Consider the following 25,490-nt stretch of genomic DNA (forward strand, 5'->3'; position numbering starts at 1 on the left):
AAATGGAACTCAGGAAAATCTCGCCGAAATTCACGGTAAGCCCGCAAATCTCGGTGGAGGACATCCCTGCAATTGCCGCAGAAGGCTTCCAGGCGATTATTTGCAACCGGCCGGATGGTGAAGGCGCCGATCAGCCCTCTTTCGAGGAAATCGAGGCGGCTGCAAAGGCCGCTGGTCTTCAGGCGCGCTATGTGCCCGTTCAGTCCGGTATGGTAAAGGACGAAGATGTCGAGGCGTTTGGTGACGCTTTGGCAGACCTGCAACGCCCCCTTCTGGCCTATTGCCGAACAGGCACGCGGTCGGCGACGCTCTGGTCGTTCCACGAGGCCAAGAAACGCCCGATGTCCGAGATCCTCTCTGCGACCAAGGCGGCAGGTTATGACATGAACGGCGTGGCCCGTCGTATCGCCAACGGGGGAAAGACCCCGACAGATACGGGTGATGCGCATTTCGAAGTCGTCATCATCGGTGCGGGCGCGGGCGGCATTTCGGTTGCCGCCAGCCTCAAATCCCGCAAGCCCGGTTTAAACATCGCAGTCATTGATCCAGCCGACATACACTATTATCAGCCCGGCTGGACCATGGTTGGCGGCGGTATTTTCGACGCGCAGAGCACGGCAAAGACCATGGGCAGTCTGATCCCGAAGGGAGTGCACTGGATCAAGTCCGCCGTCGCGGCGTTTGAGCCGAAGAACAACGCTGTCATCCTGGATGGGTGCCGGGTCGTGAAGTATGATCGCCTGGTCGTGTGTCCCGGTCTGAAACTCGACTGGGGCAAGGTCGAGGGTCTTGAGGAAACGCTTGGGCGCAACGGCGTCACGTCGAATTACCGGTACGATCTGGCGCCCTATACATGGCAGTTGGTAGAGCAGATGAGGGAAGGCCGGGCAATCTTTACCCAGCCGCCGATGCCGATCAAATGCGCGGGCGCACCGCAAAAGGCGATGTATCTCTCTGGTGATGCCTGGTTCCGCCGCGGTGTCCTGAAAGACATCGACATTCAATTCATGAACGCAGGCGGCGTGCTGTTCGGCGTCAAGGATTACGTCCCCGCCCTGATGCAATACGTCAAGAAATACGACGCGGGGCTGAATTTCTTTCACAATCTCGTCTCGGTGGACGGTCCGGCCAAGAAAGCGACCTTTAGGGTCGAAAAACCCGATACTGATCCCACTGAGGTCACGGTTGAGTTCGACATGATGCATGTCTGCCCGCCGCAAACTGCACCAGATTTCATCCGTGTCTCGCCCTTGGCGGATGCTGCTGGCTGGGTTGACGTGGATCAGGCCACTTTACGCCACAAGGAATTTGAAAACATCTGGTCGTTGGGTGACGTGATGAATGCGCCCAATGCCAAGACCGCAGCCGCAGCACGCAAACAAGCGCCAACCGTGGCCGACAACATCGTTGCCGACATCGCCGGGCGTTCTGCGGTGGCTCAGTATGACGGGTACGGTTCCTGTCCGCTGACGGTCGAGCGCGGTAAGATCGTTCTGGCAGAATTCGGATATGGTGGAACGTTGCAGCCTTCGTTCCCGAAATTCATTCTGGATGGAACAAAGCCAACACGCACGGCATGGTTCCTCAAGGAAACGGTACTGCCGCCGATCTACTGGAAAGCCATGCTTCGGGGCAAGGAATGGATGGCCAAACCAGAAAAGCTGAAGGTTTTGGTTGAGTAAGCTACTGACGCAATTGCGCATTTCCTTCCTTCATGCGCGATGAATAATGGGCGGATCAGATCCGCCCCTTTTTACGGATGAACACGATGATTGACCATCTTCGCCGTTATATGCCGATTTTGGACTGGGGGCGCACCTATGACCGAAAGGCATTTTCGAATGACATGATCGCGGCGGTTATCGTCACAATTATGCTGATACCGCAATCCTTGGCGTACGCCCTTTTGGCGGGTTTGCCGCCGGAAGCGGGCATATACGCCTCGATCGCGCCGATAATCCTTTATGCAATTTTCGGCACCAGCCGGGCCCTTGCGGTCGGGCCGGTCGCCGTTGTGTCACTGCTGACCGCCTCAGCCGTGGGGCAAGTCGCCGAGCAGGGAACCGCAGGCTATGCCGTTGCCGCGTTGACGCTGGCATTCCTGTCGGGCGGATTTCTTGTTCTGATGGGGGTGTTTCGTCTGGGCTTTTTTGCCAATTTCCTCAGCCACCCCGTCATCGCCGGGTTTATCACGGCCTCGGGTATCCTGATCGCGACCAGCCAGCTCAAACATATCTTGGGGATCAGCTCCCATGGGCACACGCTGCCCGAAATGCTGGGTTCGATCTTCGCGCATCTGAACGAGGTCAATTGGATCACGCTTGCAATCGGCGTTTCTGCCACTGGCTTCCTTTTCTGGGTGCGTGGCAACCTCAGACCCGCGTTGCGCAAACTGGGCACGCCGCCGCTGATTTCCGACATTCTGACCAAGGCCGGACCTGTGGCCGCTGTTGTCGCAACAACCCTGTCCGTTTGGTTATTAGGGCTGAATGACCGCGGCGTAAAGATTGTGGGTGAGGTTCCGCAAAGCCTGCCGCCTTTGACGCTTCCGGGTTTTACGCCCGACCTTTTGAGCGCACTTCTTGTTCCTGCAATCCTGATTTCGATCATTGGCTTTGTCGAAAGCGTTTCCGTGGCGCAGACCCTGGCAGCGAAAAAGCGCCAGCGGATCGATCCGGATCAGGAACTGATTGGCTTGGGGGCTGCCAACCTTGGCGCTGCGTTTACAGGTGGCTACCCGGTGACAGGCGGTTTTGCGCGCTCGGTCGTGAATTTCGACGCCGGTGCTGAAACACCAGCCGCTGGTGCCTTTACGGCTGTCGGGTTGGCGATTGCTGCTGTCGCGCTGACGCCGCTGGTCTACTTTTTGCCGAACGCAACGCTGGCTGCAACAATCATCGTCGCCGTGCTGAGCCTTGTTGACCTTTCAATCCTGCAAAAGACATGGCGTTATTCGAGGGCCGATTTCACGGCTGTGGCGGCGACAATCGTTTTGACCCTTGGCCTGGGTGTTGAGGTCGGTGTCGCCTCGGGCGTCACGATCTCTGTCCTGTTGCATCTTTACAAGACATCGCGCCCGCATGTGGCCGAGGTCGGCCTTGTTCCCGGGACCCAGCATTTCCGAAATATCCTGCGTCACAAGGTAGAAACAGACCCGGCACTGGTGACCTTGCGGGTCGATGAGAGCCTCTATTTCGTGAACGCCCGGTTCCTTGAGGACCTTGTGCAGAAACGTGTCACAAATGGCTGCGGAATCCAGAATGTCGTCCTGATGTTTTCTGCCGTGAACGAGGTGGACTATTCTGCCCTCGAAAGTCTTGAGGCCATCAACCATCGCCTGAAGGATATGGGGGTCGGTCTTCACCTTTCAGAAGTGAAAGGGCCGGTGATGGACCGCTTGAAGCGGTCGCATTTTATCGACGACCTGAACGGGCGGGTATTCTTGGCGCAACACGACGCATGGGCCGCACTTTCCAAACAGAATGGACAAGCGAAAGCAGCCGAGTAAACAGGTAGTAGCGGCAACAAAATTCCTCTGCCGGGTGTTGGTCTTGTCGGGTGGCGGGCAGGCTGGTTTCATGGGAGTCCACGTAAATCATGCGCGCGACGATACATGCTTGGACACTAAAATCTATGGCCGTGCTTCTGCATGTGTGTGTTCTCGCGTGCCTCATTTTGCCAGGTTTCGCGGTCGCACGGGAGGTGCGCGAGCAGCATGTTCAAACTGTTCTTGATGCTGTTGACGCCGTCTGCGGCCTGCCAGAGCTTACTGGTCTTGCTGCTCAGTCCGCCATTCCCGGAAGTTGGCTGATCAGCGAAAAACATCGTCCCAATATCGCAAGACCTCGTGTGATATCCATTCGGCTTGTCATGGCTGACCGCAGTGAGCTGGAAATTGAACGCCGTCAGCATAATGGGCAGCTGAGACAGTTTCGAGCGTCGCTGTGGCTTGACCATGGCAACGGCCCGGAACCTTACCTTTTGGCGATCGCGGATGGGGGTTGCAATGTTCGATCAGGCCGCGAAATTCGGTCAGCAGGTGACGCCTGGCAATATCTTGATCAGCTTGATGGAGACCTCACAACAGTAAGGTGGACCGAAACGCTGCAAGCCCCTTGGCCAGGTGGCGTAGACAAGGGCGGTGTGCGAGTCGGATTCATCGACTCCGGGCTTGCTTACGACCTGCCGGTTTTTCGTGAGCAACTGGCGCGCGGGGCGGACAAACAACCGCTTGGGTTCGACTATTGGGATATGGACCCGTGGCCCTATGATGGCGACGTGTCACGCGGACGGTTCTTGCCCATCCGGCACGGGACGGCCGTCGCGTCCATCTTTGTTCGTGAAGCACCCGATGCCGCGATTGTTCCCTACAGGTATCCGCGGCCGGACATGGCGCGCCTGGGCGATACCGTCGCGCGGGCCGCAGGTGATGGCGTGCGGATTTTAGCTATGCCGCTGGGCAGCAACAAAAAGTCGGAATGGGCCGCGTTTGAGGCCGCCTTGGACGCGTTCGATGTGCTTGCGATTGTCTCTGCGGGCAATAACGGACGGGATATCGACAAGAACCCGGTTTACCCGGCGGCGCTGTCCTCGGATCGGATCCTTACGGTGACATCGGCGGATGAGTTTGGACGTCTGGCTGAAGGCTCGAACTGGGGCCAAACCCATGTGGATGTGATGGTTCCGGCTGAAAACGTGCAGATCGTCGATTTTCGAGGTGCGTCGGGTGTCGCGTCAGGTTCGAGCTATGCTGTTCCGCGCGTTGCGGCGTTGGCTGCGCGTCTTCTGGCTGAAAGACCAGAGCTTACCGCCATAGAGCTTAAAAACAGTATTTTGAGACTAGCTAAGCCTTCTCCGTTCGAGCGTGACGGTGTGCTTTCAACAGGATGGATTCCCAATCCGTTAGATCCGTAGCTACTGTCGTGTCGGGGCGGGTGGCGCGCTGTCGATAAATCGACGCGCAGCTTGCGCTTGCGTGGGATCAGCTTGAAGTAAGGCCTTGTATGCATCCTCAGCAAGTTCAGGCGCGTCGCCCCACACGCCTGATTGAATGGCGAACCGGAGGACCTGAGGGTCATCCTGGGCCAGTTCCATCGCGCGGCGTGCGTGGTGCGTCATCTCACTGAACCTGCCCGCCAGTTGCAATGATACCAGCAGCGAAATGCGCGCATTGAGAGAATTCGGGACTTGATCGACTGCCTGCCCATGAAGGGCAATCGCCGCGTCAAAGTCGCCCGCACGCGCCAAAATGCGGCCTGCTTCCAAAAGTTGTCCTTGATTTTGGGTCGCGGAACAGGTGTCGGCCAGCGCTGCCAAATCCTTGTCCTGCCCGGCGGTGACGTCCAAGGCATCCATCGCGTCAACGCAATCCGCCAAAGCCGACCCGAGGCTGGCTGTAATCTCGGTCGCGCGCGGATCATCTCTGAGTGAAAGAAGGGCGCGAATATCAGCGACTGGAATGGCTTCATAGCGGCCTTCGCCGCCACCGGCATTGATGCCCACAAGCCCTCCGTCCTTGTTGACAAGCGCACCACCACTGACGCCGGGTTGCATATAAGATGTCACATGAACGCGCCCAAGATCCGCGCCGGGTGCAGGCGTCGCGATCAGCGCGCCGGGGTCGAACACGCGCACCTCCTGACTGCCAACATCCGCACCGATTGCGTAGGTCTCATCAATTGCCGCTTGCTCGTGGTCCAATTCGGCGATGATGCCTGTAGTTGGCAACCCATCCACTTCGATAAGTGCAAGATCACCGGCATAGGCAGATGGCACCACACGTCCGTCGCGCGGACCGTCCGGTGTAAAGACAACGACATCCGGCTGATTGGCGACTACATGGCGGTTGGTCACAAGCAGGTTCGGCCCAATTCGCGTGGCGCTGGCAACCGGGTCGAAACTGGATATCAGGAAGACCGCCTGTCGCAACTGGCAAACCGGCGCCGGGTGCGGGCAGTCGCCGAGAGCCTCAGCGCTTGGTTCATCCGTTGGACTACCGTTCAGCAACAGCACTGCTGTAATCTGTCGCCCTGCGCGCTCGACCCTTACGTCGACCTGCGCGGCATTTTCCGGCAAGAGGGACAGAGCCGCGACAGCGTCGCGCGGCTTGAGCACTCGGCGGCCGTCAACATGCGTGACAAGGTCGTCTGGCAAAAGCCCGGCAACCTCAGCCGCGCCACCCGGTTGTAGCGCGGAAATAACGGGCGCGGCTTTTTCGGCAAGTTGCTTTCGGCCCGGGTTTGCAAGGCTCCAGCCCGGATCGGGATAAGTGACAATGCCGTCTTCGGCCAGCGCATCCGCAACACGGATAAGCAGGTCAGTCGAGACCGCGAAATTAACCCCGATATTCGTATCACCGCTCGACGCAAATATGCCCGACATCATGCCAAGAAGGCGCCCGTTTGCATCAACAAGCGCGCCGCCTGATACTCCGGGGTTTGCTGCAGCATCGGTTTGAACAAAGTGCTCAACCGGATTGAAACCAGCGTCCGAAATGTCGAGCGCCGAGACCACCCCGCAGGTGACGGAGATACCCAGCCCCCAAGCATTGCCCATCGCGCAGGCTGGTGCCGCCAGCGCAGGCGGCGGGGCAATCTCAAAACCCGGGAGATCAACATCCACGCGCAGCAGAGCGATATCGCTGGCGGCATCTGACGCGATCAGCGTTGCGGGCAAAACACGCCCATCCCACATGCGCACATCTATGCGGTTGGCTGGCTCGATCACATGCCATGCCGTTGCGATAAAGCCTGAGGGCAGCACAACACCGCTGCCTTCCGGCGCAACCCCCGGTCGTGTCCCGGCACCGCCCTGCGCGTGGCCGGGCCACACGGGAAGCACGGACACAACCGATTTGATCGTGTCAGCGGGAAAACCGTGCAATGTTTCGCCAGATGATCCCGACGGTAGCATTATCGCCACCGCGAGTGCTGTAAGGGTTCTCATTACGGCTGTGATACTGATCACGATTGATGTCTCCGTTCCAAAAACACTAATCCTGCTGTCCTCCCCTGGACACGCTTGTTGAAGGGGCAGGGACAATATGGTCGCCATCAGACCTGACGCCTTCGGATTGGATTTGCCCGGCTGGATACGCCAGAATCGCTCCGCACCGATATTTGAGTTGGCCTTTCAAAAAGTCAGTTCGGCAAGGTTGGGTTCCGCCATACTTCAGCCTTCATTGCTCAAAGGAACGCGTGTCTTGCACCCTGACCTCCGTCGTGGCTGATGGATGCTAACATATCGAGGCAGTTCAAAGCGAATAGGGCAACGCTGGCGTTCTTGACTGCTGTACGGATTCGGAAAACAGGCCAGGCGGATGGCTGAAATCTGTTGGTATAGCACTGGCAAAGAGCTTAAAAGAGGCGAAAGAGTAAGCCGTTCGCCTGACTTTAAAAAAGAATTTGAAATATTGCGCTTTTGGACAGTTTTCGGGTTCAACGTGCAGGGCATTTAGGGGCCACTTGGCAAGCAGGTTGCAAGAATAATTCTGTGGCATAGCTTTAGCCAGATCAGAGACGTGTAATGGATATTGTTCTTGTAACAACAGTGGTTGCATCGCTTTTTGTCGTGATCGGCCTGGCCGAGCCAGCCGCGACGCGGCTTCGTATTCCGTATAGCGTTGTACTTGCTGTTCTTGGCACGATTATTGGCGTGGCTGCGGCCTTTTTTCTTCGAACCGACCTGACCGAAGTGATGAACCCAGTGGCCGAAGCTATCCTTGGGCTACCGATCAGCGCGAATGTTTTCCTGTACTTGTTCCTGCCAACGCTGCTTTTTCAAGCGACGCTTGGAATGAACTTGCGGCGTATGATGGATGACTGGGTTCCGATACTCGTCCTGGCAATCGTCGCGGTTTTTGTCGCCACCTTCACGGTTGGCTTTGCCCTGGCAGCCGTAAGTTCGCTATCTGTTGTCGCGTGTCTTTTGCTGGGCGCGATCATTTCGACAACCGACCCATCGGCTGTTGTGAGTATTTTTCGGTCAATTGCGGCACCGCAAAGACTGTCCCGGATAATCGAAGGCGAGAGCCTGCTGAATGATGCAGCCGCGATTGCATTGTTCGGGCTGTTCATCGGCTTTGTGATGGTTGGCGCACCGGACCCAAAGCCAAGTGACGCTCTGATCCAGTTTCCCTTGCTTTTGGTTGGGGGTGCCGTGACTGGTTGGATTCTGGCCCGCGCCAGCCTGTGGCTGATGTCCTTGATCGAGGGCTTTGAGCTGGCGCAGATCTCAATCTCGATCGCGTTGCCATACCTTGCCTATGTCGTCGCCGAGCAGAGTGTCGGTGCATCTGGCGTCATTGCAGTTGTCGTTTCGGGCATCACTTTGAATCTGTCTGCGCCTGGGCGTTTGACCCCGCAGGCATGGGCGCGCTTGTCGGATGTTTGGGGTGTGCTTGCGCATTGGGCCGGGGCGCTGATCTTTATTCTTGCCGCACTGCTGATCCCAAGGTTGCTGAGCGGCTTTCAGTGGTCAGATTTTGGGCTGATCCTTGTGGTGATTGTTGCAGCTGTTGCTGCCCGCGTTTTCATTCTGTTTGGCTTCCTGCCCTTTTTGACCCTGCTACGTGTTTCTCCGCCAGTGGATCGCCCCTTCCGTTTTGCAATTCTCTGGGGCGGTATGCGCGGTGCAGTAACCCTTGCGCTGGCATTGGCCGTTACAGAGAACGCCCAAGTCGCGGCCGAGACAAAAAGGGCCGTTGGTATCCTTGCGACGGGTTTCACCCTGTTCACCCTTATCGTTCAGGGGCCAACCCTTCGGCCATTCATACGCCGCCTTGGGCTTGATAAGCTTTCAGCCGTGGACGAAGCCCTGTCCCGACAGGTCATCGCCGTTTCATTACAGACGGTCCGCGAAGACGTGGAAAAGACCACATCAAGCTATGAACTGAAGCCCGATATCATCCGATCAGAGGCTGTTCAATTTGGTCAAAGGCTTGAGGCCGCGGTGCGTTCCGCAGAGGAACGCAAGGATATTCTGGACCGAGATCGCGTAACCCTGGGCCTTATCGCACTGGCCGGTGCCGAGAGGAATTTTGTTCTGGGTCACATGCGCGACCGATCGCTTTCGACACGTTTGGCCGAACGGGCACTTTTGGACATTGATCGACTGATTGAGGCAACGCGCCTGCAAGGCCGCACGGGGTATCTACGGGCGGCGCGCCGAACCATCGATTATGGCAGATTTTTTCGCGTCACCGCTTTTCTGAATGACAGACTGCGTTTGCGGGCTCCGCTGGCCCGTGTAACCGCGCATCGCTTTGAAGTATTGCTTGCCCAACGTCTGGTGCTTCGCGATATCTACCGCTTTGTGGATCAACGCATTCGCCGGATACACGGGCGTCGCGTCGCGGGCATCCTCAGAGAGCTTATTGACCGGAGGGCCGAGTATGTAGACACCGCCCTTGACGGCCTTCAGCTTCAATATCCCGGCTTTGCCGAAGAAGTTCAGCGCCGCTTCATCCGCCGGATCGCTTTGCGGCTGGAAGAACGGGAATACTCCGAGATGTTCGACGAGGGTTTGATTGGGGCCGAACTGTATTCAGTGCTTTTGCATGACGTTTCCGAAAAGCGCACGGCAGCCGAAGCGCGCCCGATGATCGATATCGCACCGCGTGCGGCGGAGCTTGTAAAACGAATACCGGTTTTGTCGGACGTAAGCCCGTCCGGGCTTCGCCGCCTTGTGCGCGCATTAAAGACCCGCCACGTAGAAGCAGGCGAGATTATCATCCAGAAAAACGCCCCGGCGCGCAGGGTCTACTTTATCGTCTCAGGCGCGGTTGAGCTCGAAATGGCTGGACAAAGCTGGCGCTTGGGGCGAGGTGAAATTTTTGGTCAGACTGAATTGTTGCTGCGTCAAAAACGCCGGGCAACCGTCCGTGCGATTGTGCCCACAACGCTTTTGATTTTGGACGAGGAAAAATTCCGCAGACTCGTCCAGCGCAGCAAGTCCCTGCGTGAGGCAATAGTCGCGAGCGCTGCAAACCAGGGCGTTGAACTGCGTAAGCTCATCGAAACAGAGTGAATTTCTTTGTCGCTCTATCGAACTGAGTGCTGTCCCGTACTGCGATCCTGAGATATCGAATTGGCTTTAGCTCGCTGGCCCATCGCACCAGAAACGCGGCATTTTAACGAATCTGGAATTTATGGCACTCTTCCCGCCAGGCGAGATTAGATCCGTCTTGCAAATGATCTGCCGCTTATGCCCTGGGAGGAGCCCGCTATGAACCTGAGACCTGACCCTACATTTCACGCAACCCCAAAACTTGCCATGGAAGCGCCTGCGGAAACGCTTGCCTTCACATTGATGCTCAGCCCGGATGGCTCGGAACCTGATGGGCTGGCCGTTATAGATGTTGATCCAAAATCCAAGACCTACGGCCAGATCGTTCATAAGCTTATGATGCCCAACAAGGGGGATGAGTTTCATCATTTTGGCTGGAATGCCTGCTCTTCGGCGCTGTCTCCATTGACCGGACATGCCTTTTTAGAGCGGCGATATCTGATTATACCGGGTATCCGGTCCTCTCGCATTTATGTAATCGATGTGAAAGAGCCGCTGAAGGCAAAAATTCACAAGATAATCGAGCCAGAAGAGGTCTTCGCCAAAACTGGTTATTCGCGTCCGCATACGATCCATTGCGGCCCCGAAGGTATCTACGTTTCAACGCTTGGTGGCGGCGGGCCGGATGGAACTGATGGACCTCCGGGTATTTTTATCATGGATTGCGAGACATTCGATATCCTTGGGCGCTACGAAATGGACCGGGGCGAGCAAGACAAACACTATGACTTCTGGTGGAACCTTCCGCGTGATTACATGGTGAGTTCCGAGTGGGGACTGCCGCCGCAATTCGAAAACGGGATCGTGGCCGAAGATTTGCTGTCCAACAAATATGGTCACAAGATTCACTTCTGGAATTTGCGCGAACGTCGGAATGTCCAGACCATTGATCTGGGCGAAAACCATCAAATGGCTTTGGAAATCCGGCCCGCTCATGATCCTGCAAAGGATTATGGCTTCTGTGGTGTCGTGGTCGACACGACGAACCTGCAGGGTTGCATCTTCACGTGGTGGCAAAAAGACGACGGCACGTTTGAGGCGAAAAAGACCATCACAATTGATCCACGGCCAGAGAAGGCCGAAAACCTCCCACCCCTTCTGCAAGGGTTTGAGGCCGTGCCGCCATTGGTGACCGACATCGACCTTAGCCTTGACGACAGGTACCTCTATGTCGCGTGCTGGGGTCAGGGTGAAATGCATCAGTACGATGTTTCCGACCCGATGAACCCCAAGCTGACCGGGAAGGTAGAGCTAGGCGGTATTGCGCGCGGCGCGAAGCATCCGAATGGCAAAGGCTTTGCCTACGGTCCGCAAATGGTCGAGATCAGCCGGGATGGCAAGCGGGTCTATTGGACCAACTCGTTGTATTCAACTTGGGATGATCAATTCTACCCCGACGATGAGGGCGGGCAAATGGTGATGGCCAATGTCGGTGAAAACGGTGGCTTGGAACTGGACAAGGATTTCTATGTTGAGTTCCCGAAAGGCTATCGCAGCCACCAGATACGCCTTGAAGGCGGTGACTGTTCAACCGATAGTTTCTGCTACCCGTCCGTCTGACGCGTGGGCGGATTGGAAACGACAACAGCTCTTTGGTGGGCTGTTGTCGCCTCGGGCATATACCATGGGATTAATCCCGGGATGGGGTGGCCACTGGCGGTTTCCGCCGCATTGATGGACAAGAGCCGCAACAGTTTCTTCAACGCATTGATCGCTTTGGCCGCCGGGCATCTTTTTGCGATGGCTGCCATTCTTTTTCCTTTCACAGCGCTGCTGTTTCTGGCTGAACGGCAACGTGAAATTCAGATTGGCGCGGCATGTCTTGTGATCGGGCTTGGCGTCTATCTTTTGGTCAACCGCCGCCACCCGCGCTTTCTTGCGCGTGTGCCGCCGTCTCGGCTTGCACTGTGGTCATTTCTGGCGGCAATGGCGCACGGTGCGGGATTGATGTTGGTGCCAATCTATCTTGGGATCTGCCGCACGATCGCAACTGACGCGGGTCACGCAGCCGCCTCTGACCTGATGACTGGTAACGCGAAAGTCGCCGTGTTGGTTGCTTTGGCCCACACAGCTGCGATGACATCCTCTGGCGGTCTGCTTGCGTTCGGAGTCTACCGTTGGCTGGGGTTGCGATTTCTTTCCAAGAGCTGGTTCAACCTGGACCTGGTGTGGGCGCTGAGCCTGATCCTTGTAGGAGTTCTGTCGCTGATGTTTGTGCACTAAGTTGATCGATCCCTGGGTTAAGCTTTTAGAAGAGTTGCTAACAAATGCTACACGCTGCGCGGTGCATCTTGGGTTTAGAAGCTGCAAGGACAAACTAGAGTTTAGTGTTCCGCAGGCGTCAAAAAACTTGCCAGACAAATAGCGTTTATCCGGTATTGCAGGACTCAGTCAACGAAATCACTTTTTCGGAGATTTCGATTGCTGTTTATTTTCAGGATGTTGATGGTGCTGCTGGAGAGAATTGAACTCTCGACCTCTCCCTTACCAAGGGAGTGCTCTACCTCTGAGCTACAGCAGCGCTGTGGGCGGGTGATTAGACTTAAACGAAACGCGGCGCAAGGGTCTCTGGACGGTTTTTTTCGCCTCCTGTAGAGAAAGAGCATGGCAGAAAGAACTACACCCAAAAAACAGGGCAAATCCGGGGATGCGCGCGAAGAGCGTTTGAAGGCGGCGCTGAAGGCGAATATGGCGCGGCGCAAGGCGCAGGCCAAGGCGCGGGCGGCATCCGAGGATAAATCCGTAAAGGACGAGGGATAAGAGCAGATGGATTCGATTTTGGTGACGGGCAATGGGCCTTTGAACGGTAAAATACCGATCGCGGGGGCCAAGAATGCCTGTCTGACGCTGATGCCCGCGACCTTGCTGAGCGAAGAACCGCTGACGCTGACCAACGCGCCGCGGTTGAGCGATATCAAAACCATGACCCTGCTTTTGCAATCGCTGGGGGCTGAGGTGTCCGCGTTGCAGGACGGGCAGGTTCTGGCGATGTCGAGCCATGACCTGACCAGTCACACGGCGGACTACGAGATTGTGCGCAAGATGCGGGCATCCAACCTTGTGCTGGGCCCGATGCTGGCGCGGCTGGGTCAGGCGGTTGTGTCATTACCGGGTGGCTGCGCGATTGGCGCGCGCCCGATGGATCTGCACGTTGAGGGGCTTGAAGCGCTGGGTGCTGAGATCGAGCTGAAGGATGGCTATCTGCACGCCAAGGCACCGGGGGGGCTGAAAGGTGCCGTGCATGAGATGCGCTTTGCTTCGGTGGGGGCAACCGAGAATATCGTTATGGCGGCAACGCTGGCCAAGGGCACCACGGTTCTCAAGAACGCCGCGCGTGAGCCTGAGATCGTCGACCTGGTCGAGTGCCTGCGTAAGATGGGCGCTCAGATTTCGGGCGAAGGGAGCTCGACCATCGAGATTCAGGGTGTCGACCGGCTGCACGGGGCAACGCATCAGGTTGTCACCGACCGTATCGAGTTGGGCACCTATATGCTGGCCCCGGCCATCTGCGGCGGTGAGGTTGAACTGTTGGGTGGCCGTATGTCATTGGTTGAGTCTTTCGCCGCCAAGTTGGACGCGGCTGGTGTAAGTGTTTCGGAAACCGAGAACGGCCTGAAAGTGGCGCGCAAAAACGGGCGTGTAACATCGGTGGATGTGGTCACAGAGCCGTTTCCGGGCTTCCCAACAGACCTTCAGGCGCAGATGATGGCGTTGATGTGTACGGCCGAAGGGACCTCGGTTCTTGAGGAACGCATATTCGAAAACCGTTTCATGCACGCGCCGGAACTTGTACGCATGGGTGCGAATATCGAGGTTCACGGCGGTACGGCCACGGTCACGGGCGTCGAACGTTTGAAAGGCGCGCCCGTTATGGCGACGGACCTGCGTGCGTCGGTCTCGTTGATTTTGGCCGGATTGGCAGCTGAGGGCGAAACAATGGTCAACCGGGTCTATCATCTGGATCGCGGATATGAGCATGTTGTGCGCAAGCTGGAAGGCGTGGGTGCCAAAATCGAACGGATCAAGGGCCAATGACAGACGCAAGTTTTCACGATGGACGCGAGGCCCCGCTGAACCTGGGTGCCGAAGATGCGGACGATCTGCAGGTGATTTCGACTCTGACGCAGGACGCCGTGTTCCCGGTAACCGAAATGACGTGGAAGCCGTCACAGCGCCGCTTTGGATTGCTGCTGAACCGCTTTCGCTGGGAAGACAAAGATGCCGCTATGCGTCGTGATCGGCCGTTTGAGCGGGTGCAGTCGGTTCTTGTGTTCGATTCGGTGCTGTCGGTTGCCAGTCAGGGGATCGACCGCAGTGAAAAGGATATGATCCTGTCTTTGCTATCGGTCGATTTCGAGGCGGACGAGGACGGGGCCGGTCACATTGTGTTGACGCTGGCCGGTGACGGCGGCATCCGGCTAAAGGTTGAGGCGGTTGACGCGACGCTCAAGGATGTGACGCGCCCGTACAAGGCGCCATCCGGGCACGCGCCGCATCATCCTGAATGAACGACCTCTGCACCACGAACGAACTTGTGTCAAAAATGCTAAAAACAAGGGTTTTTGGCGTTTGATTTCTGCCGCGCTACAAGTGAAGGCCCGCATCGGGGTTGAGGCTGTCGTGCCTCGACGGTATGACCCGTCGAAACGCTTTCGGAGTCTTGCATATGCCCGTTCTTCTTGACACGACCTCGGCCGATTTCGAGCCCGCGTTTCAGGCGCTTTTGTCAGCCAAGCGCGAAGACAGCCCTGATGTGGATGCCACGGTCGCGCAGATCATCGAAGATGTGCGCGCGCGGGGCAATGCCGCTGTCATCGAACTGACTGCCAAGTTTGACCGGCTGGAGTTGACGCCCGGTTCGATGGCATTCTCCGCCGCAGACATCGACGCGGCAGTTTCACAGGTTGCGGACGCGGACCGTGTGGCATTGGAACTGGCTGCTGCGCGCATCCGCGCCTATCACGAAAAGCAGATGCCCGAAGACTATCAGTGGACCGACGCAACCGGGGCAACGCTTGGCTGGCGCTGGTCGGCGGTGTCAGCGGCCGGATTGTATGTCCCTGGCGGTTTGGCATCGTACCCGTCTTCGGTTCTGATGAATGCGATCCCGGCGAAGGTTGCAGGGGTCGAGCGGCTGGCCATAACCGTTCCCACGCCGGACGGGCAGGTGAATCCGCTGGTCCTGCTGGCGGCGCGGCTTGCTGGTGTGGACGAAATCTATCGTATAGGCGGGGCGCAAGCCATTGCTGCGCTGGCCTATGGCACCGAGACAATTTCGCCGGTAGATAAAATCACCGGCCCGGGAAATGCCTTTGTTGCCGCCGCCAAACGCCGGGTGTTCGGCAAGGTCGGCATCGACATGATCGCAGGACCGTCTGAGATTCTGGTCATCGCCGACAAAGACAACGATCCCGACTGGATCGCGTTGGATCTGCTGAGCCAGGCCGAACATGACGAGAGCGCCCAATCTATCCTGATCACGGATGATGCCGCATTTGGGCAAGCCGTTTCGCAGGCTGTTGAAAAGCGTCTTGAAACCTTGCAACGCCGTGCAATCGCCGGGGCAAGCTGGCGCGATTTCGGCGCTGTGATCACCGTGCGCGATCTGGACGAGGCTGCAGCCCTGTCCAACCGTATTGCACCAGAACATCTTGAGCTGTGTGTGAGCGATCCTGTCGCTCTGAGTAAAAAGACAATCCACGCAGGTGCCATCTTCTTGGGCCAGTACACGCCCGAAGCCATTGGCGACTATGTTGGCGGCCCCAACCATGTTTTGCCCACGGCGCGGTCAGCCCGGTTTTCTTCTGGTCTGAGTGTGATGGACTTTCTCAAGCGTACAACACTCAGCCAGGTGACGCCCGAGGCGCTGCGCGTGATCGGACCTGCGGCAGAACAACTGGCGCAGTCAGAAAGCCTTGAGGCGCATGGATTGTCGGTTACGGCGCGTCTTAATCGACTGAATGGCTGATATGGCGCAACCCGCTACGCCATATTGGCGCTTGTGTGCGTTGCTCAATGAAATGCGTTGTTATAGGTCTGGGCTGAGCTGAACGGACCACAGACAACATGACCCGAATTTCGCGTATCGAGCTTGACGACCGAAACCTGCCCCCGCCGACCCCCGAGATCGAGCAGGAGCGCAAGGTCGCGATCTTTGATCTGTTGGAAAACAACAGCTTTACCCTGCCGCAGCGCGAGGGGCGCGTGGTTCCGGATGGGCCATACCACTTGCACCTTTCGATCCGCGACAAACGTCTGGTGTTCGACGTCGCGACCGAAGCCGAAGAAAAAGCCGCGGAATTTCACCTTTCGCTGGGGCCGTTCAAGCAGGTGGTCAAAGACTATTTCCAGATCTGTGAAAGTTACTTTGACGCGGTGAAATCCTTGCCGCCCAGTCAGATCGAAACCATTGATATGGCACGGCGTGGTATCCACAACGAAGGCAGTCGCGTGTTGCAAGAGCGACTGGAAGGTAAAGCGGATATTGACAGCGATACTGCCCGCCGCCTGTTCACGCTTATTTGCGTACTGCATTTCGGGGGGTGACGGGTGACGCCTCTGCCGCAGTCGGTCCTGTTTTGTTGTGACCACAATTCGGTTCGGTCCCCGATGGCCGAAGGCATCATGAAGAAATTCTACGGCACCGGAACCTATGTGCAATCCGCCGGTGTGCATAATGATCTTGAGATTGACGGCTTTTGCATCGCAGTTTGCCAGGAGATCGGCGTGGAACTGTCCCGGCACCGGTCGCGTTCGTTTGATGAAATGCAGGAATGGGGCGACGATCTGAGTTCTTTTGACCTGGTGGTTGCCCTGTCGCCTGCCAGCCAGCGCAGGGCGCTGGAGTTGACCCGGATTTTTCATCTGGATGTCGATTATTGGCCAATAATGGACCCTACCGGACTGGGCGAGACACGCGAGGAAAAGCTAAACCACTACCGACAGACCCGCGATCAGATCATCAAGCACCTCAAAGATCGCTGGGGCGAACCTACGGAGTGTACATGAACCAGACCGTCAAAACCTATTTCGACGCCTTTAATGCCGGGGACGTGGATGGCATGCTGGCCTGCCTGTCCGATGGTGTGGCCCACCATGTGAACGAAGGCCAGATCCGCGTTGGAAAACAGAAATTTGCGGCGTTTTGTGCCCATATGAACCGCTGTTACCGCGAGAACCTGACCGATATCGTGGTTTTCGAGACCGCAGGCGGCACCCGCGCCGCGGCTGAGTTCATCGTCAACGGAACATATTTGCAAACGGATGAAGGTCTGCCCGAAGCGCGTGGCCAGACCTATCGGCTGCCTGCCGGTTCATTTTTTGACTTGAAGGGCGGCAAGATCACGCGCGTCACCACCTTCTACAACCTTGCCGACTGGGCGCGACAGGTCACAAATGGCTGAGGTCTCAGAGGTTCACGCCTTGACCGGGGCTGTCCTTTCAGACGCCCTCGACGACGTTGCACGCCTTCGGATCGCGGTGTTTCGGGCGTGGCCCTACCTCTATGACGGTGATCTGGATTACGAACACAGATACCTGCAATCCTATCGCGACAGCGACAAGGCCATCGTTGTGGGCGCGTTTGACGGTGATCGCCTGGTCGGGGCGTCAACCGGCGCACCTCTGATTGATCATGCCGACGACTTTGGCGCTGCATTCGACGGCTCAGGGCTGGACGTGTCTGAGATTTTCTACTGTGCCGAGTCCGTCCTGCTGCCGGATTATCGAGGGCAGGGCACTGGCCACAGGTTCTTTGATTTACGAGAAGCCCATGCCATCAGGCTTGGCTTCACCAAGTGCGCCTTTTGCAGTGTTCTGCGCGCGGCGGATCATCCCATGCGGCCGGAAAACTACCGGCCGCTGGACGCCTTCTGGCGGGCGCGAGGCTATGATCTGCTACCCGGCGCCATCGCGCAGTTCTCATGGAAAGACGTTGGTGCCGAGAAGGAAACGATGAAGCCGCTGCAGTTCTGGATACGGGATTTGCCAATAACGGAAGTTTCAGTCTGAAATCGTGTCGTCATTCGGTATCTACCCCACTCTGAACCCGATACCAGAGCGGTGATGCCTCCGCAGTTCGCCGCGATAACCCTGTACAGACACATGGCCCGGTTTTAGGGTCATATCGTACCCAAACCTGAGAAGTTGTCATGAAAGTTGCGACCGCCGCCTATAACCTAGATTGGCTCGACAGTTGGGCGCAGTACGAAGACAAGCTGGACCGATGGGTGGCCGAAGCCGCAGGGCAGGGGGCCGACCTGCTGGTCTTTCCTGAATACGGCGCGATGGAACTATCAACGCTGGACGGGGCTGAGGTCGCCGGAAATCTGGAACATTCGATCCGCGCCGTGTCCGATCGGATGGAAGCGGCGCAGGGGCTGCATCAACGCCTTTCGCAGACCTATGGGGTATATATTCTGGGCGCGTCGGCCCCGATTGTGGATGGGTCAGGACGTCCGGTGAACCGTGCCGAACTTTATGCACCCGGTGGCGGGCAAGACCATCAGGACAAACAGATCATGACCCGGTTCGAGCGCGACGACTGGGACATTGTGCCAGGCGGCCCGCTGAAACTCTTTGAAACCTCATTGGGCAAAATCGGTGTACTTATTTGTTATGACAGCGAGTTTCCCCTGCTTGGCCGCGCCCTGAGTGAAGCCGACGTGATTCTGGTTCCGTCCTGTACCGAGGCGCTGTCAGGCTATTGGCGCGTCCGGATCGGAGCGATGTCGCGGGCACTGGAAAATCAATGCGTTACGGTGATGGCGTCCTTGGTCGGTAACAATGACTGGTCCGAGGCGGTGGATATGAACACAGGTACCGGCGGCGTTTTTGGCCCGCCGGACAAGGGGTTTCCTTCGACTGGTGTGCTGTCTGAAGGAACGATGAACCGTCCCGGATGGACCTATGCGGATATTGATCTTTCGGTCATTGCCGAGGTCCGTGCAGACGGGCACGTGCTGAACCGCACCCATTGGACAGAGCAATCCCCCCGCGCCAATTCAATCACAATATCCCGTGTTTGAGTGATTCTGGCCTTGAAATAAGCCCAAAATAGGCTCATTTAGGCGCACATCCTCGCAGATTCTGCGAGTGCAACGTAATGATGGAGACAACATGGCCAAGGAAGATACGCTCGAATTTCCCGGTGTCGTGAAGGAACTCCTGCCTAATGCGACGTTTCGGGTCGAGCTGGAAAACGGCCATGAGATCATCGCACACACGGCAGGCAAGATGCGCAAGAACCGCATCCGTGTTCTGGCTGGCGACAAAGTGCAGGTCGAGATGACCCCTTATGATCTGACCAAGGGTCGGATCAACTATCGCTTCAAGTAACGCCAACCACAATGGCGTTTATTTTAGGATCGGGCAGCCCAAGGCGGCTGGACCTGCTGGCGCAGCTTGGCGTACAGCCTGATTTTATTCGCGCCCCGGATATTGACGAAACCCCCATAAAGGGTGAGTTGCCCGTTCCGTATTGCAATCGCATCACGCGCGAAAAGGTGCAGGCAGTTGAAGCAGATGGCGACGACATTACCCTGTGCGCAGATACCACGGTTGCGCTTGGCCGCCGTATTCTGGGCAAGCCCCAAAACGAAGGGGACGCGGCGGAGTTTCTGTACGCGCTATCCGGTCGACGGCATCGCGTGATCACCTCGGTCGCGGTGCGGCGTGGGGAGCGGGTGCTACAGCGCGACGTGGTTTCCCAAGTTAAGGTCAAACGGCTGTCGGACCAGGAAATCAACGCATATCTGGCGACCAAAGACTGGCAGGGCAAAGCAGGCGCATACGCTATTCAAGGTCCTGCCGGCGCGTTCATTCCATGGATATCCGGTTCCTTCACTGGCATCGTAGGCTTGCCGCTGTCAGAGACAGCCGCTCTTTTGCAAGGCATAGGGTATCCCCTGTATCGTGAGGGCTCATGAAGGGTCGCACTATCGTTCTGGACCATATCGACAACCGCGAAGCTGCTGCCTTGATGGTGGATGGTAGGTTAGAGGATTTCCTAATTGCCGGAGACGCCCCTGCGCCCGGCACAATCTATCGCGCCCGCGCTGACCGCCCGGTGAAGGGGCAGGGCGGAATGTTCCTGACAACACCGGATGGCCCGGCCTTTCTGCGCCAAGTTCGTGGATTGAAGCCCGGCACCCTGATGCTGGTGCAGGTAACGGGATATGCCGAACCGGGCAAAGCGCTTCCGGTTACGGATCGCATCCTTTTCAAAAGCCGCTATGCGATCGTCACGCCCGATGCGCCGGGCTTGAATATCTCACGCTCTATTCGCGATGAGGCTGAGCGTGACCGTCTGCTTGAGATCGCGCATGAATGCATGGAAAACAGCGATTATGGTCTGATCTTGCGGTCTTGCTGTGAAGGTGAGGATGCAGGTGAAATTGCGCAGGACATCAGCGCCATGCTGGCCCATGCCGATCAGGTTATGAACGATTTGGGTACGGAACCAGACCTCTTGCTGGAAGGCGATGGCCCACACGTCCTCGCCTGGCGCGACTGGACCGATCCGGCCGAGGTGGTCACGCATGCCGGCGGATTCGAGGAGCAAGGCGTGCTTGACGCGTTGGACATGGCCCGCGGGATTTCCGAACCGCTGCAAGGCGGGGGTCATTTGTATATACAGCCCACGCGCGCGTTGGTCGCCGTAGACGTGAACACCGGGTCAGACACATCGCTGGCCGCTGGAACCAAAGCGAACTTCGCCTGCGCCAAAGCGTTGGCCCGCGCGCTGCGTGTAAGGGGGCTTGGGGGACAAATTACGCTGGACTTGGCGCCTATGCCAAAAAAAGACCGACGCGGGTTCGAATCCGCCCTGCGCGCCGCGTTCAAGGCCGACGGTATCGAAACCATCTTGGCCGGATGGACCCCGCTGGGCCATTACGAACTGCAACGCAAACGCGGCCGAATCCCCCTAACGGAGGTGCTGAAATGAGCTGCCCGATTTGCGGTTCCGACACCGTGATCAAGTTTCGTCCGTTTTGCTCAAAGCGCTGTGCGGATATAGACCTTGCCAAGTGGCTAAACGGGTCATACGCGGTTCCGTCGCAGCGCGAAGAAGACCTTGACGCCGACGGCTCACAAGACGAACCAGAGCAACAGCGTCCACATTGAAAAAATGTAAAAAAGCCTCTGGACACTGCTTGGTGCAAGTCATAGAAGGCCTCCACCCAACGATGATAATCGTTCCCGTGCCCGGGTAGCTCAGGGGTAGAGCAGTGGATTGAAAATCCTCGTGTCGGTGGTTCGATTCCGCCCCCGGGCACCATAAAATTACTATATAAACCTGATTTTAATGAAAAAAATAGGTGTCCGGATTGGTCTTGTCCACCCTAATATCCACCTTTAGCGCGTGGGTGGCATAGTGACAATGGAGCATTGCAACCTGAACCGCTTCCGTATGTATCTTTTATTGAGAGCCGTACCGTAACTTTTGGTCGCCTTGAGCAATTCGTAGATCCAGTAGAGTGCTCACTCTGTTTCGCGGTGGTGTCCATAGACTTGCCCAAAGATCGGTCGCCATGACCAGATCCTCAATGCTGTTATTCTGCTTGCTTACCTTCCCGTGACGGCATGACGATCCGACCAATAAATGATCGCAGCGCCAAGGCGGGTTTCGCGCCCTTTCAGGGCGTCATCACATGGTGTCTGACGTCAGCCCCAATGGGACAGTTTAGGTCGATTTGATAAGAGAGGGTTTCTGGCTCATCGTAACCGCCAAGGAGTGGAGATGAGAAAGAAACTCGGAACCAAGTTGAGCCATGGTGAGAAGGTCGTAAAGGACATTCGCCGTGCGACGCCGAATTTCGTACCTGGTCGAGGCACCGCAGCGCGATTTCTCGGAAGCGAACGTTCAAAATAGTCAACATGGCCGAAATCTGAACCGGACGTTCGCTGCACCCCGCATCTATGTCTCACTTGTGGACAAATCCGCCCGACGCTGGCTGACGTTAAATTTATGTCTCCTATGGCTTAACCGCAGCGCCGATCCCTCTGGCCCAATAGTCAAAAGAGCTTTCAACATCTGCCCATGTTGACCACGGTGTCGCGTTCATAAATCTGGCGCCACGCGATCGATCCACGACGATAGCGTTTATCTCATCCAACTCTGCGTCCGAAAATGCAGCCTCAATTGTAACTTCACCGACACTAAATGATGTAGCAACCAAGACGCCGGCAGCATTTGGGACAGCGCTCGGAGCTTTTATGCCTGACAGTGTAAAGGAAATCCGCATAGTGTTCTCGCCGGGTTCGGTGGTGACTTCTTTCCCGGCCGCACGTAACTCGCTCGTTACCTGATCGCGAAAGTAGTTTTGCATTCGCGCCAGATCACTGTCACTTAACTTTTCAACGCCTGGATCGTCGTACCGTACGCTGACAGGGTCGACGATAAACCGATCAAATGTTGACAAGTCTGGTGCGTTCGGGCGTACAAAAAGCAGCGCTGGCGCAATACTGTCATCCGCAACCAGCCCCGAAGCGTCGTTGGAAAGTTCATAGTCCCCGACTTTCTGAGACGTGGAGCCACAAGCGGCCACGATTAACAGCGAAAGAAATAGGGCAGCTTTCGTCAGATTTTTCATAACATTTTCCTTACATGTCTTTTGAGGCCTTCGGATGCCAAGCAGACGCCCAGACTTATTATCCACTGTAACCATATTCACAGCGCAGCAATGTTTGATGCCAATATGTCTAAGTTTTCGACAATGCGCACATAAACTTAGTGAAACTACGATCGTTATCCTGCGAAGGCACATAAGGGTCAAATATTAGTCTCTCGGCAATTGAACAAATAGGAACAATCTTTTGGTCCCTGTGACGTACAGATAACTTCTGAAGAAGTGCTTAGGCTATTGATAATTTTATTGAGCCATTATGGCTCAGATGAGCTTGGACAAACCCGGCAACTCGCGCAATATTCGTCACGTCAATCGATGCGAATTCTGGAAACGCTCGGACAAATAAATGGAAAACCTGCTTTTTTGGCAAGCGATACTGATCACTTTGGTGATCCTTGTCCTCGCGGTGGGCTATTTTTTCGTCACGTCATTGTTTGGCCTCAACGACCCCTGGATCGCCTTCGCAGCGGTCACGATCTGGAGCGCTCTTGGTATGAAGCTGCAACAAGCTCCAGGCGTATTTATCGGTGGCGCGGTTGGTCTCGTGATCTCTTGGTCCATCTCTGCCCTACCTGACCTTTATGGGGATCTCGCACTGATTTTCCCGATCACCGCGATCGTCCTGGCGATCGCGTGCAAGATTAAAGAGATGCTGCCGCTCTTCTGCAACTTCGGCCTTTTTATCTTCCTAACCATTGGCTCGGCGGATTTCGTTTTTGAGAGTGGTAAGCAACTTACATACCTCGGAGATCTGGCCTTCGGGGCTGTTTGCTTCTGGATCGTCCCGTCATTGGCCACGCGCCTTAGGTCCGGGGCTGCGACAAATGACTAGGACGATCACCGCCCACTCATTCGCGTGGGCCCTTGAGCCGCATTTGTGACAGAGGAGTTTTGGACATGGGACGTTATGACGGCAAGGTAGCATTCATAACCGGGGCGAGCCGGGGGATCAGAAAGGCCATCGCGATGCGGCTGGCCTCGTAAGGGGCATCTGTTGTGCTGAACTAACCAGTAATGGGAAAAGAGAAACGGCAACCGGACACCTTGCAATCCGCCGTCGCAGATATTCAGGCTATGGGTGGCAAAGCAGAAGTTGCCTGCGATCTCGCCGACCTTGAGGCACGAAAAGGGCTGATCGAACGAGCAAGCGCTTTTTTTTGGGGCCGATCGACATCCTCGTGAACAACGCAGCGTACGGGATCATGAAGCCCCTCACGGCAATTGAACACAACGAGCTAACCTTTATGTTCGAGCTAAACGTGACCGCACCAGTCGACCTCGCTTGGCAATGCCGGCCTGACATGAAAACGCGTGGCGCAGGGTGGATCCTGAACATCGGCACCGGATCGGCCAGGGTCGACGAACTGCCCGGCCGCGACGGCATTCCCAAGGAAGCAAGCTACTCGATGGGAGGGTACGGAACAACCAAGGCGGCTCCGGACCGTGCTACATTGGCGCTAGCCCGCGAGTTGCAGGAATACGGCATATTCGTGAATTCGATGCGGCCCACTGCCATCGTGCTAACCTCGGGTGCCGACTTTACCCGGATGATTGCAAAGACCAATCCGGACATGCTTGAGCCGGTCGAAGTGATGGACGAAGGGGCGCTCGAGCTATGTACTGGCAGGCATGTGGGGCGGGTGATCGCAAGTCGTGAAATTATCCATTACGTGGCCGGCAAGGTTCACAGTCTGGACGGAAAAACTGTACTTGGCGACGCCTTCCTGCTAGGCGACCCAAAGGGAACAACGGACTGATGCCCGCGCCGTGTTTTGCTGGGCTGTCCTCGCTCAGGTTGGCGCGCGGAATACAAAACCTGGGCGTATACCAGCAGTATCAGCTGGCGCATTCTGACATCTAGATTTCAGGCGAACCACCTTTGCGCCTCTAAGAGAATTTAATGTCGGGTTCTTCGATGATCGGCCACCAGACATGTTTCTCCAGCATCTGGAAATTCGCAGCGTCGGGACCGTATGCCTTTCTGAATACTTCGATCAATTCTTGATTAGTGTGACACCCACCGCGAACGTACTTGGAAAGTTCGCGGTGAAAACTAGCGTTGAACGCAAGCTGAATTTGAGAAATTTGGACCTCTTCCGTGGTGCGTACAATCGCCTGTCCGCTGGCCAAGAGATCTAGTTGTCGGCGTACCGTCGTTTGTGGAAGGTTGGTGTAACTTGCAAGCGCACGTGTGCTCCAACGGCGCCGATGAACCACAAGCGCCTGATGAACGCGTTGAAACGGGTCGGTATAGTTGAACCAGTCAAAAGTTATCTTCTAGCGTTACCATAGACGAAGTTGGTTTCGCTCGTTCGTGGGTTAGTCGATCTCCATTCCGCGAGCGCCTATCCTAATGATAGAGCGAATTAAACATGCGACACTCGCGCATCTTGACTCTAACTGCTCTAATTGGGTGTTTTTTGCCAGTACGACAGCCTAGTTCGCAACTCGCACATCAGAGACCGCTATCAGCAGTTTCGTAATGCTCCGCAGCAAACGGCCGCTTTTTAGCTTTTTTTGTCGAAAACGCCCATTTGAATGACGTGTACCCATGCTTCGTCCGCAATTCAGACATCGGCGCTAAATTTCTCGCTGCACCACGAATGAACTTCCGCTTTTGTAGCTGCGGCGCGGCTATGAGTTTTGCTGTTGGCATTGCTGCATGAGCAAGCAAGAGCGAAAGACCACTTCCGGATTGGGCTGAGGCTGTGTGGAAACTCCGATTGTGGTATGCTTTTCGGCAAAGACCGGAGGCGGGCATGTCGGGGTATATTGAGGGGACGGATCGGGGGCAGA

The 25,490-nt window shown here is 56.4% G+C and carries 22 protein-coding genes, 2 tRNA genes and 1 pseudogene; 22 read left to right on the top strand and 3 right to left on the bottom strand.

Annotated elements, in window-relative coordinates; genetic code table 11:
- The first annotated feature begins 2 nt into the window (after window positions 1-2).
- From AVO44_RS19885 to AVO44_RS19895, 3 genes are all read left to right on the top strand, one after another.
- Window positions 3-1,682, top strand: a complete 1,680-nt coding sequence (locus AVO44_RS19885) for a bifunctional protein tyrosine phosphatase family protein/NAD(P)/FAD-dependent oxidoreductase (RefSeq protein ID WP_068341037.1) — start codon at window positions 3-5, stop codon at window positions 1,680-1,682.
- Between the two features lie 86 nt (window positions 1,683-1,768).
- Window positions 1,769-3,508 carry a SulP family inorganic anion transporter gene (locus tag AVO44_RS19890; RefSeq protein WP_068341098.1) on the top strand — a complete coding sequence of 580 codons (1,740 nt, stop codon included), beginning with the start codon at window positions 1,769-1,771 and terminating at the stop codon, window positions 3,506-3,508.
- Window positions 3,509-3,870: 362 nt separating this feature from the next.
- Complete coding sequence (locus tag AVO44_RS19895; RefSeq protein WP_169794891.1) at window positions 3,871-4,914, top strand: S8/S53 family peptidase; 1,044 nt, start codon at window positions 3,871-3,873, stop codon at window positions 4,912-4,914.
- Here the strand turns inward: AVO44_RS19895 and AVO44_RS19900 are convergent, their stop codons facing one another.
- Window positions 4,915-6,945: a trypsin-like peptidase domain-containing protein gene (locus AVO44_RS19900; protein ID WP_169794892.1), complete on the bottom strand. Its 2,031-nt coding sequence runs from the start codon at window positions 6,943-6,945 to the stop codon at window positions 4,915-4,917.
- Between the two features lie 579 nt (window positions 6,946-7,524).
- On the opposite strand from AVO44_RS19900, the gene AVO44_RS19905 reads away from it, so the two are divergent.
- The 3 genes from AVO44_RS19905 to AVO44_RS19915 all read left to right on the top strand — a co-directional run bounded on the left by AVO44_RS19905 (window position 7,525) and on the right by AVO44_RS19915 (window position 12,288).
- Window positions 7,525-10,026 (top strand): cation:proton antiporter, encoded by a 2,502-nt coding sequence (locus tag AVO44_RS19905; protein ID WP_068341046.1) that lies wholly within the window; start codon window positions 7,525-7,527, stop codon window positions 10,024-10,026.
- 198 nt (window positions 10,027-10,224) lie between these two features.
- On the top strand, window positions 10,225-11,625 hold the full coding sequence (locus tag AVO44_RS19910) for a selenium-binding protein SBP56-related protein (protein ID WP_068341049.1): 1,401 nt from the start codon (window positions 10,225-10,227) through the stop codon (window positions 11,623-11,625).
- An 81-nt stretch (window positions 11,626-11,706) separates the two neighbouring features.
- The gene (locus AVO44_RS19915; RefSeq protein WP_233422042.1) at window positions 11,707-12,288 is read left to right on the top strand and encodes a hypothetical protein; all 582 of its coding nucleotides are present in this window, start codon (window positions 11,707-11,709) and stop codon (window positions 12,286-12,288) included.
- A gap of 223 nt (window positions 12,289-12,511) precedes the next feature.
- On the opposite strand, the gene AVO44_RS19920 is transcribed toward AVO44_RS19915, so the two are convergent.
- Window positions 12,512-12,586 (bottom strand) — tRNA-Thr (locus AVO44_RS19920).
- Between the two features lie 83 nt (window positions 12,587-12,669).
- Between AVO44_RS19920 and AVO44_RS21415 the strand changes: the two genes are divergently transcribed.
- The 14 genes from AVO44_RS21415 to AVO44_RS19985 all read left to right on the top strand — a co-directional run bounded on the left by AVO44_RS21415 (window position 12,670) and on the right by AVO44_RS19985 (window position 21,343).
- Window positions 12,670-12,825: a hypothetical protein gene (locus tag AVO44_RS21415; protein ID WP_169794893.1), complete on the top strand. Its 156-nt coding sequence runs from the start codon at window positions 12,670-12,672 to the stop codon at window positions 12,823-12,825.
- Between the two features lie 6 nt (window positions 12,826-12,831).
- Entirely contained in the window at window positions 12,832-14,100 is a 1,269-nt protein-coding gene (murA, locus tag AVO44_RS19925) for a UDP-N-acetylglucosamine 1-carboxyvinyltransferase (protein WP_068341055.1), read from the top strand.
- A complete protein-coding gene (locus AVO44_RS19930) occupies window positions 14,097-14,573 on the top strand; it encodes a DUF2948 family protein (protein ID WP_068341058.1) in 477 nt (158 codons plus the stop codon). The genes murA and AVO44_RS19930 overlap by 4 nt, the downstream gene beginning before the upstream one ends.
- Window positions 14,574-14,731: 158 nt before the next feature.
- A complete protein-coding gene (hisD, locus tag AVO44_RS19935; RefSeq protein ID WP_068341101.1) occupies window positions 14,732-16,033 on the top strand; it encodes a histidinol dehydrogenase in 1,302 nt (433 codons plus the stop codon).
- Window positions 16,034-16,131: 98 nt separating this feature from the next.
- Window positions 16,132-16,611 (top strand): UPF0262 family protein, encoded by a 480-nt coding sequence (locus AVO44_RS19940; protein WP_068341061.1) that lies wholly within the window; start codon window positions 16,132-16,134, stop codon window positions 16,609-16,611.
- Window positions 16,612-16,614: 3 nt separating this feature from the next.
- Complete coding sequence (locus tag AVO44_RS19945; RefSeq protein WP_082677600.1) at window positions 16,615-17,073, top strand: arsenate-mycothiol transferase ArsC; 459 nt, start codon at window positions 16,615-16,617, stop codon at window positions 17,071-17,073.
- On the top strand, window positions 17,070-17,468 hold the full coding sequence (locus AVO44_RS19950) for a ketosteroid isomerase-related protein (protein WP_068341065.1): 399 nt from the start codon (window positions 17,070-17,072) through the stop codon (window positions 17,466-17,468). Before AVO44_RS19945 ends, AVO44_RS19950 begins: the two co-directional genes overlap by 4 nt.
- Window positions 17,461-18,075 carry a GNAT family acetyltransferase gene (locus AVO44_RS19955; RefSeq protein WP_068341068.1) on the top strand — a complete coding sequence of 205 codons (615 nt, stop codon included), beginning with the start codon at window positions 17,461-17,463 and terminating at the stop codon, window positions 18,073-18,075. Before AVO44_RS19950 ends, AVO44_RS19955 begins: the two co-directional genes overlap by 8 nt.
- 140 nt (window positions 18,076-18,215) lie before the next feature.
- Window positions 18,216-19,091, top strand: a complete 876-nt coding sequence (locus tag AVO44_RS19960) for a carbon-nitrogen hydrolase family protein (protein ID WP_068341071.1) — start codon at window positions 18,216-18,218, stop codon at window positions 19,089-19,091.
- A 91-nt stretch (window positions 19,092-19,182) separates the two neighbouring features.
- Window positions 19,183-19,401 (top strand): translation initiation factor IF-1, encoded by a 219-nt coding sequence (gene infA, locus AVO44_RS19965; RefSeq protein ID WP_005978431.1) that lies wholly within the window; start codon window positions 19,183-19,185, stop codon window positions 19,399-19,401.
- 11 nt (window positions 19,402-19,412) lie between these two features.
- Window positions 19,413-19,991 (top strand): Maf family protein, encoded by a 579-nt coding sequence (locus AVO44_RS19970; RefSeq protein ID WP_068341074.1) that lies wholly within the window; start codon window positions 19,413-19,415, stop codon window positions 19,989-19,991.
- Window positions 19,988-21,010 carry a ribonuclease E/G gene (locus AVO44_RS19975; RefSeq protein ID WP_068341077.1) on the top strand — a complete coding sequence of 341 codons (1,023 nt, stop codon included), beginning with the start codon at window positions 19,988-19,990 and terminating at the stop codon, window positions 21,008-21,010. Before AVO44_RS19970 ends, AVO44_RS19975 begins: the two co-directional genes overlap by 4 nt.
- Entirely contained in the window at window positions 21,007-21,189 is a 183-nt protein-coding gene (locus AVO44_RS19980) for a DNA gyrase inhibitor YacG (protein ID WP_068341080.1), read from the top strand. The genes AVO44_RS19975 and AVO44_RS19980 overlap by 4 nt, the downstream gene beginning before the upstream one ends.
- 79 nt (window positions 21,190-21,268) lie before the next feature.
- Window positions 21,269-21,343: transfer RNA gene (locus AVO44_RS19985), tRNA-Phe, on the top strand.
- Between the two features lie 697 nt (window positions 21,344-22,040).
- Here AVO44_RS19985 and AVO44_RS19990 read toward each other — a convergent pair.
- A complete protein-coding gene (locus tag AVO44_RS19990; RefSeq protein ID WP_068341082.1) occupies window positions 22,041-22,658 on the bottom strand; it encodes a DUF3313 domain-containing protein in 618 nt (205 codons plus the stop codon).
- A gap of 382 nt (window positions 22,659-23,040) precedes the next feature.
- On the opposite strand from AVO44_RS19990, the gene AVO44_RS19995 reads away from it, so the two are divergent.
- On the top strand, window positions 23,041-23,526 hold the full coding sequence (locus AVO44_RS19995) for a hypothetical protein (protein WP_068341086.1): 486 nt from the start codon (window positions 23,041-23,043) through the stop codon (window positions 23,524-23,526).
- A 316-nt stretch (window positions 23,527-23,842) separates the two neighbouring features.
- Window positions 23,843-24,451, top strand: a pseudogene (locus AVO44_RS20000) (SDR family NAD(P)-dependent oxidoreductase); the annotation flags it as partial.
- Window positions 24,452-25,490 lie beyond the last annotated feature (1,039 nt).

This window comes from Ruegeria profundi (assembly GCF_001507545.1).
In the GTDB taxonomy this organism is placed as follows: domain Bacteria; phylum Pseudomonadota; class Alphaproteobacteria; order Rhodobacterales; family Rhodobacteraceae; genus Ruegeria; species Ruegeria profundi.

Coding starts and splice junctions, on each gene's coding strand:
- AVO44_RS19995 (WP_068341086.1), top strand. CDS start 23,041: ATGGAAAACCTGCTTTTTTGGCAAGCGATACTGATCACTTTGGTGATC.
- murA (WP_068341055.1), top strand. CDS start 12,832: ATGGATTCGATTTTGGTGACGGGCAATGGGCCTTTGAACGGTAAAATA.
- AVO44_RS19980 (WP_068341080.1), top strand. CDS start 21,007: ATGAGCTGCCCGATTTGCGGTTCCGACACCGTGATCAAGTTTCGTCCG.
- infA (WP_005978431.1), top strand. CDS start 19,183: ATGGCCAAGGAAGATACGCTCGAATTTCCCGGTGTCGTGAAGGAACTC.
- AVO44_RS19915 (WP_233422042.1), top strand. CDS start 11,707: ATGGGGTGGCCACTGGCGGTTTCCGCCGCATTGATGGACAAGAGCCGC.
- AVO44_RS19970 (WP_068341074.1), top strand. CDS start 19,413: ATGGCGTTTATTTTAGGATCGGGCAGCCCAAGGCGGCTGGACCTGCTG.
- AVO44_RS19950 (WP_068341065.1), top strand. CDS start 17,070: ATGAACCAGACCGTCAAAACCTATTTCGACGCCTTTAATGCCGGGGAC.
- AVO44_RS19885 (WP_068341037.1), top strand. CDS start 3: ATGGAACTCAGGAAAATCTCGCCGAAATTCACGGTAAGCCCGCAAATC.
- AVO44_RS19955 (WP_068341068.1), top strand. CDS start 17,461: ATGGCTGAGGTCTCAGAGGTTCACGCCTTGACCGGGGCTGTCCTTTCA.
- AVO44_RS19960 (WP_068341071.1), top strand. CDS start 18,216: ATGAAAGTTGCGACCGCCGCCTATAACCTAGATTGGCTCGACAGTTGG.
- AVO44_RS19905 (WP_068341046.1), top strand. CDS start 7,525: ATGGATATTGTTCTTGTAACAACAGTGGTTGCATCGCTTTTTGTCGTG.
- AVO44_RS19975 (WP_068341077.1), top strand. CDS start 19,988: ATGAAGGGTCGCACTATCGTTCTGGACCATATCGACAACCGCGAAGCT.
- AVO44_RS19910 (WP_068341049.1), top strand. CDS start 10,225: ATGAACCTGAGACCTGACCCTACATTTCACGCAACCCCAAAACTTGCC.
- AVO44_RS19940 (WP_068341061.1), top strand. CDS start 16,132: ATGACCCGAATTTCGCGTATCGAGCTTGACGACCGAAACCTGCCCCCG.
- AVO44_RS19890 (WP_068341098.1), top strand. CDS start 1,769: ATGATTGACCATCTTCGCCGTTATATGCCGATTTTGGACTGGGGGCGC.
- AVO44_RS21415 (WP_169794893.1), top strand. CDS start 12,670: ATGGCAGAAAGAACTACACCCAAAAAACAGGGCAAATCCGGGGATGCG.
- AVO44_RS19895 (WP_169794891.1), top strand. CDS start 3,871: ATGGCTGACCGCAGTGAGCTGGAAATTGAACGCCGTCAGCATAATGGG.
- AVO44_RS19990 (WP_068341082.1), bottom strand. CDS start 22,658: ATGAAAAATCTGACGAAAGCTGCCCTATTTCTTTCGCTGTTAATCGTG.
- AVO44_RS19900 (WP_169794892.1), bottom strand. CDS start 6,945: ATGAGAACCCTTACAGCACTCGCGGTGGCGATAATGCTACCGTCGGGA.
- AVO44_RS19930 (WP_068341058.1), top strand. CDS start 14,097: ATGACAGACGCAAGTTTTCACGATGGACGCGAGGCCCCGCTGAACCTG.
- hisD (WP_068341101.1), top strand. CDS start 14,732: ATGCCCGTTCTTCTTGACACGACCTCGGCCGATTTCGAGCCCGCGTTT.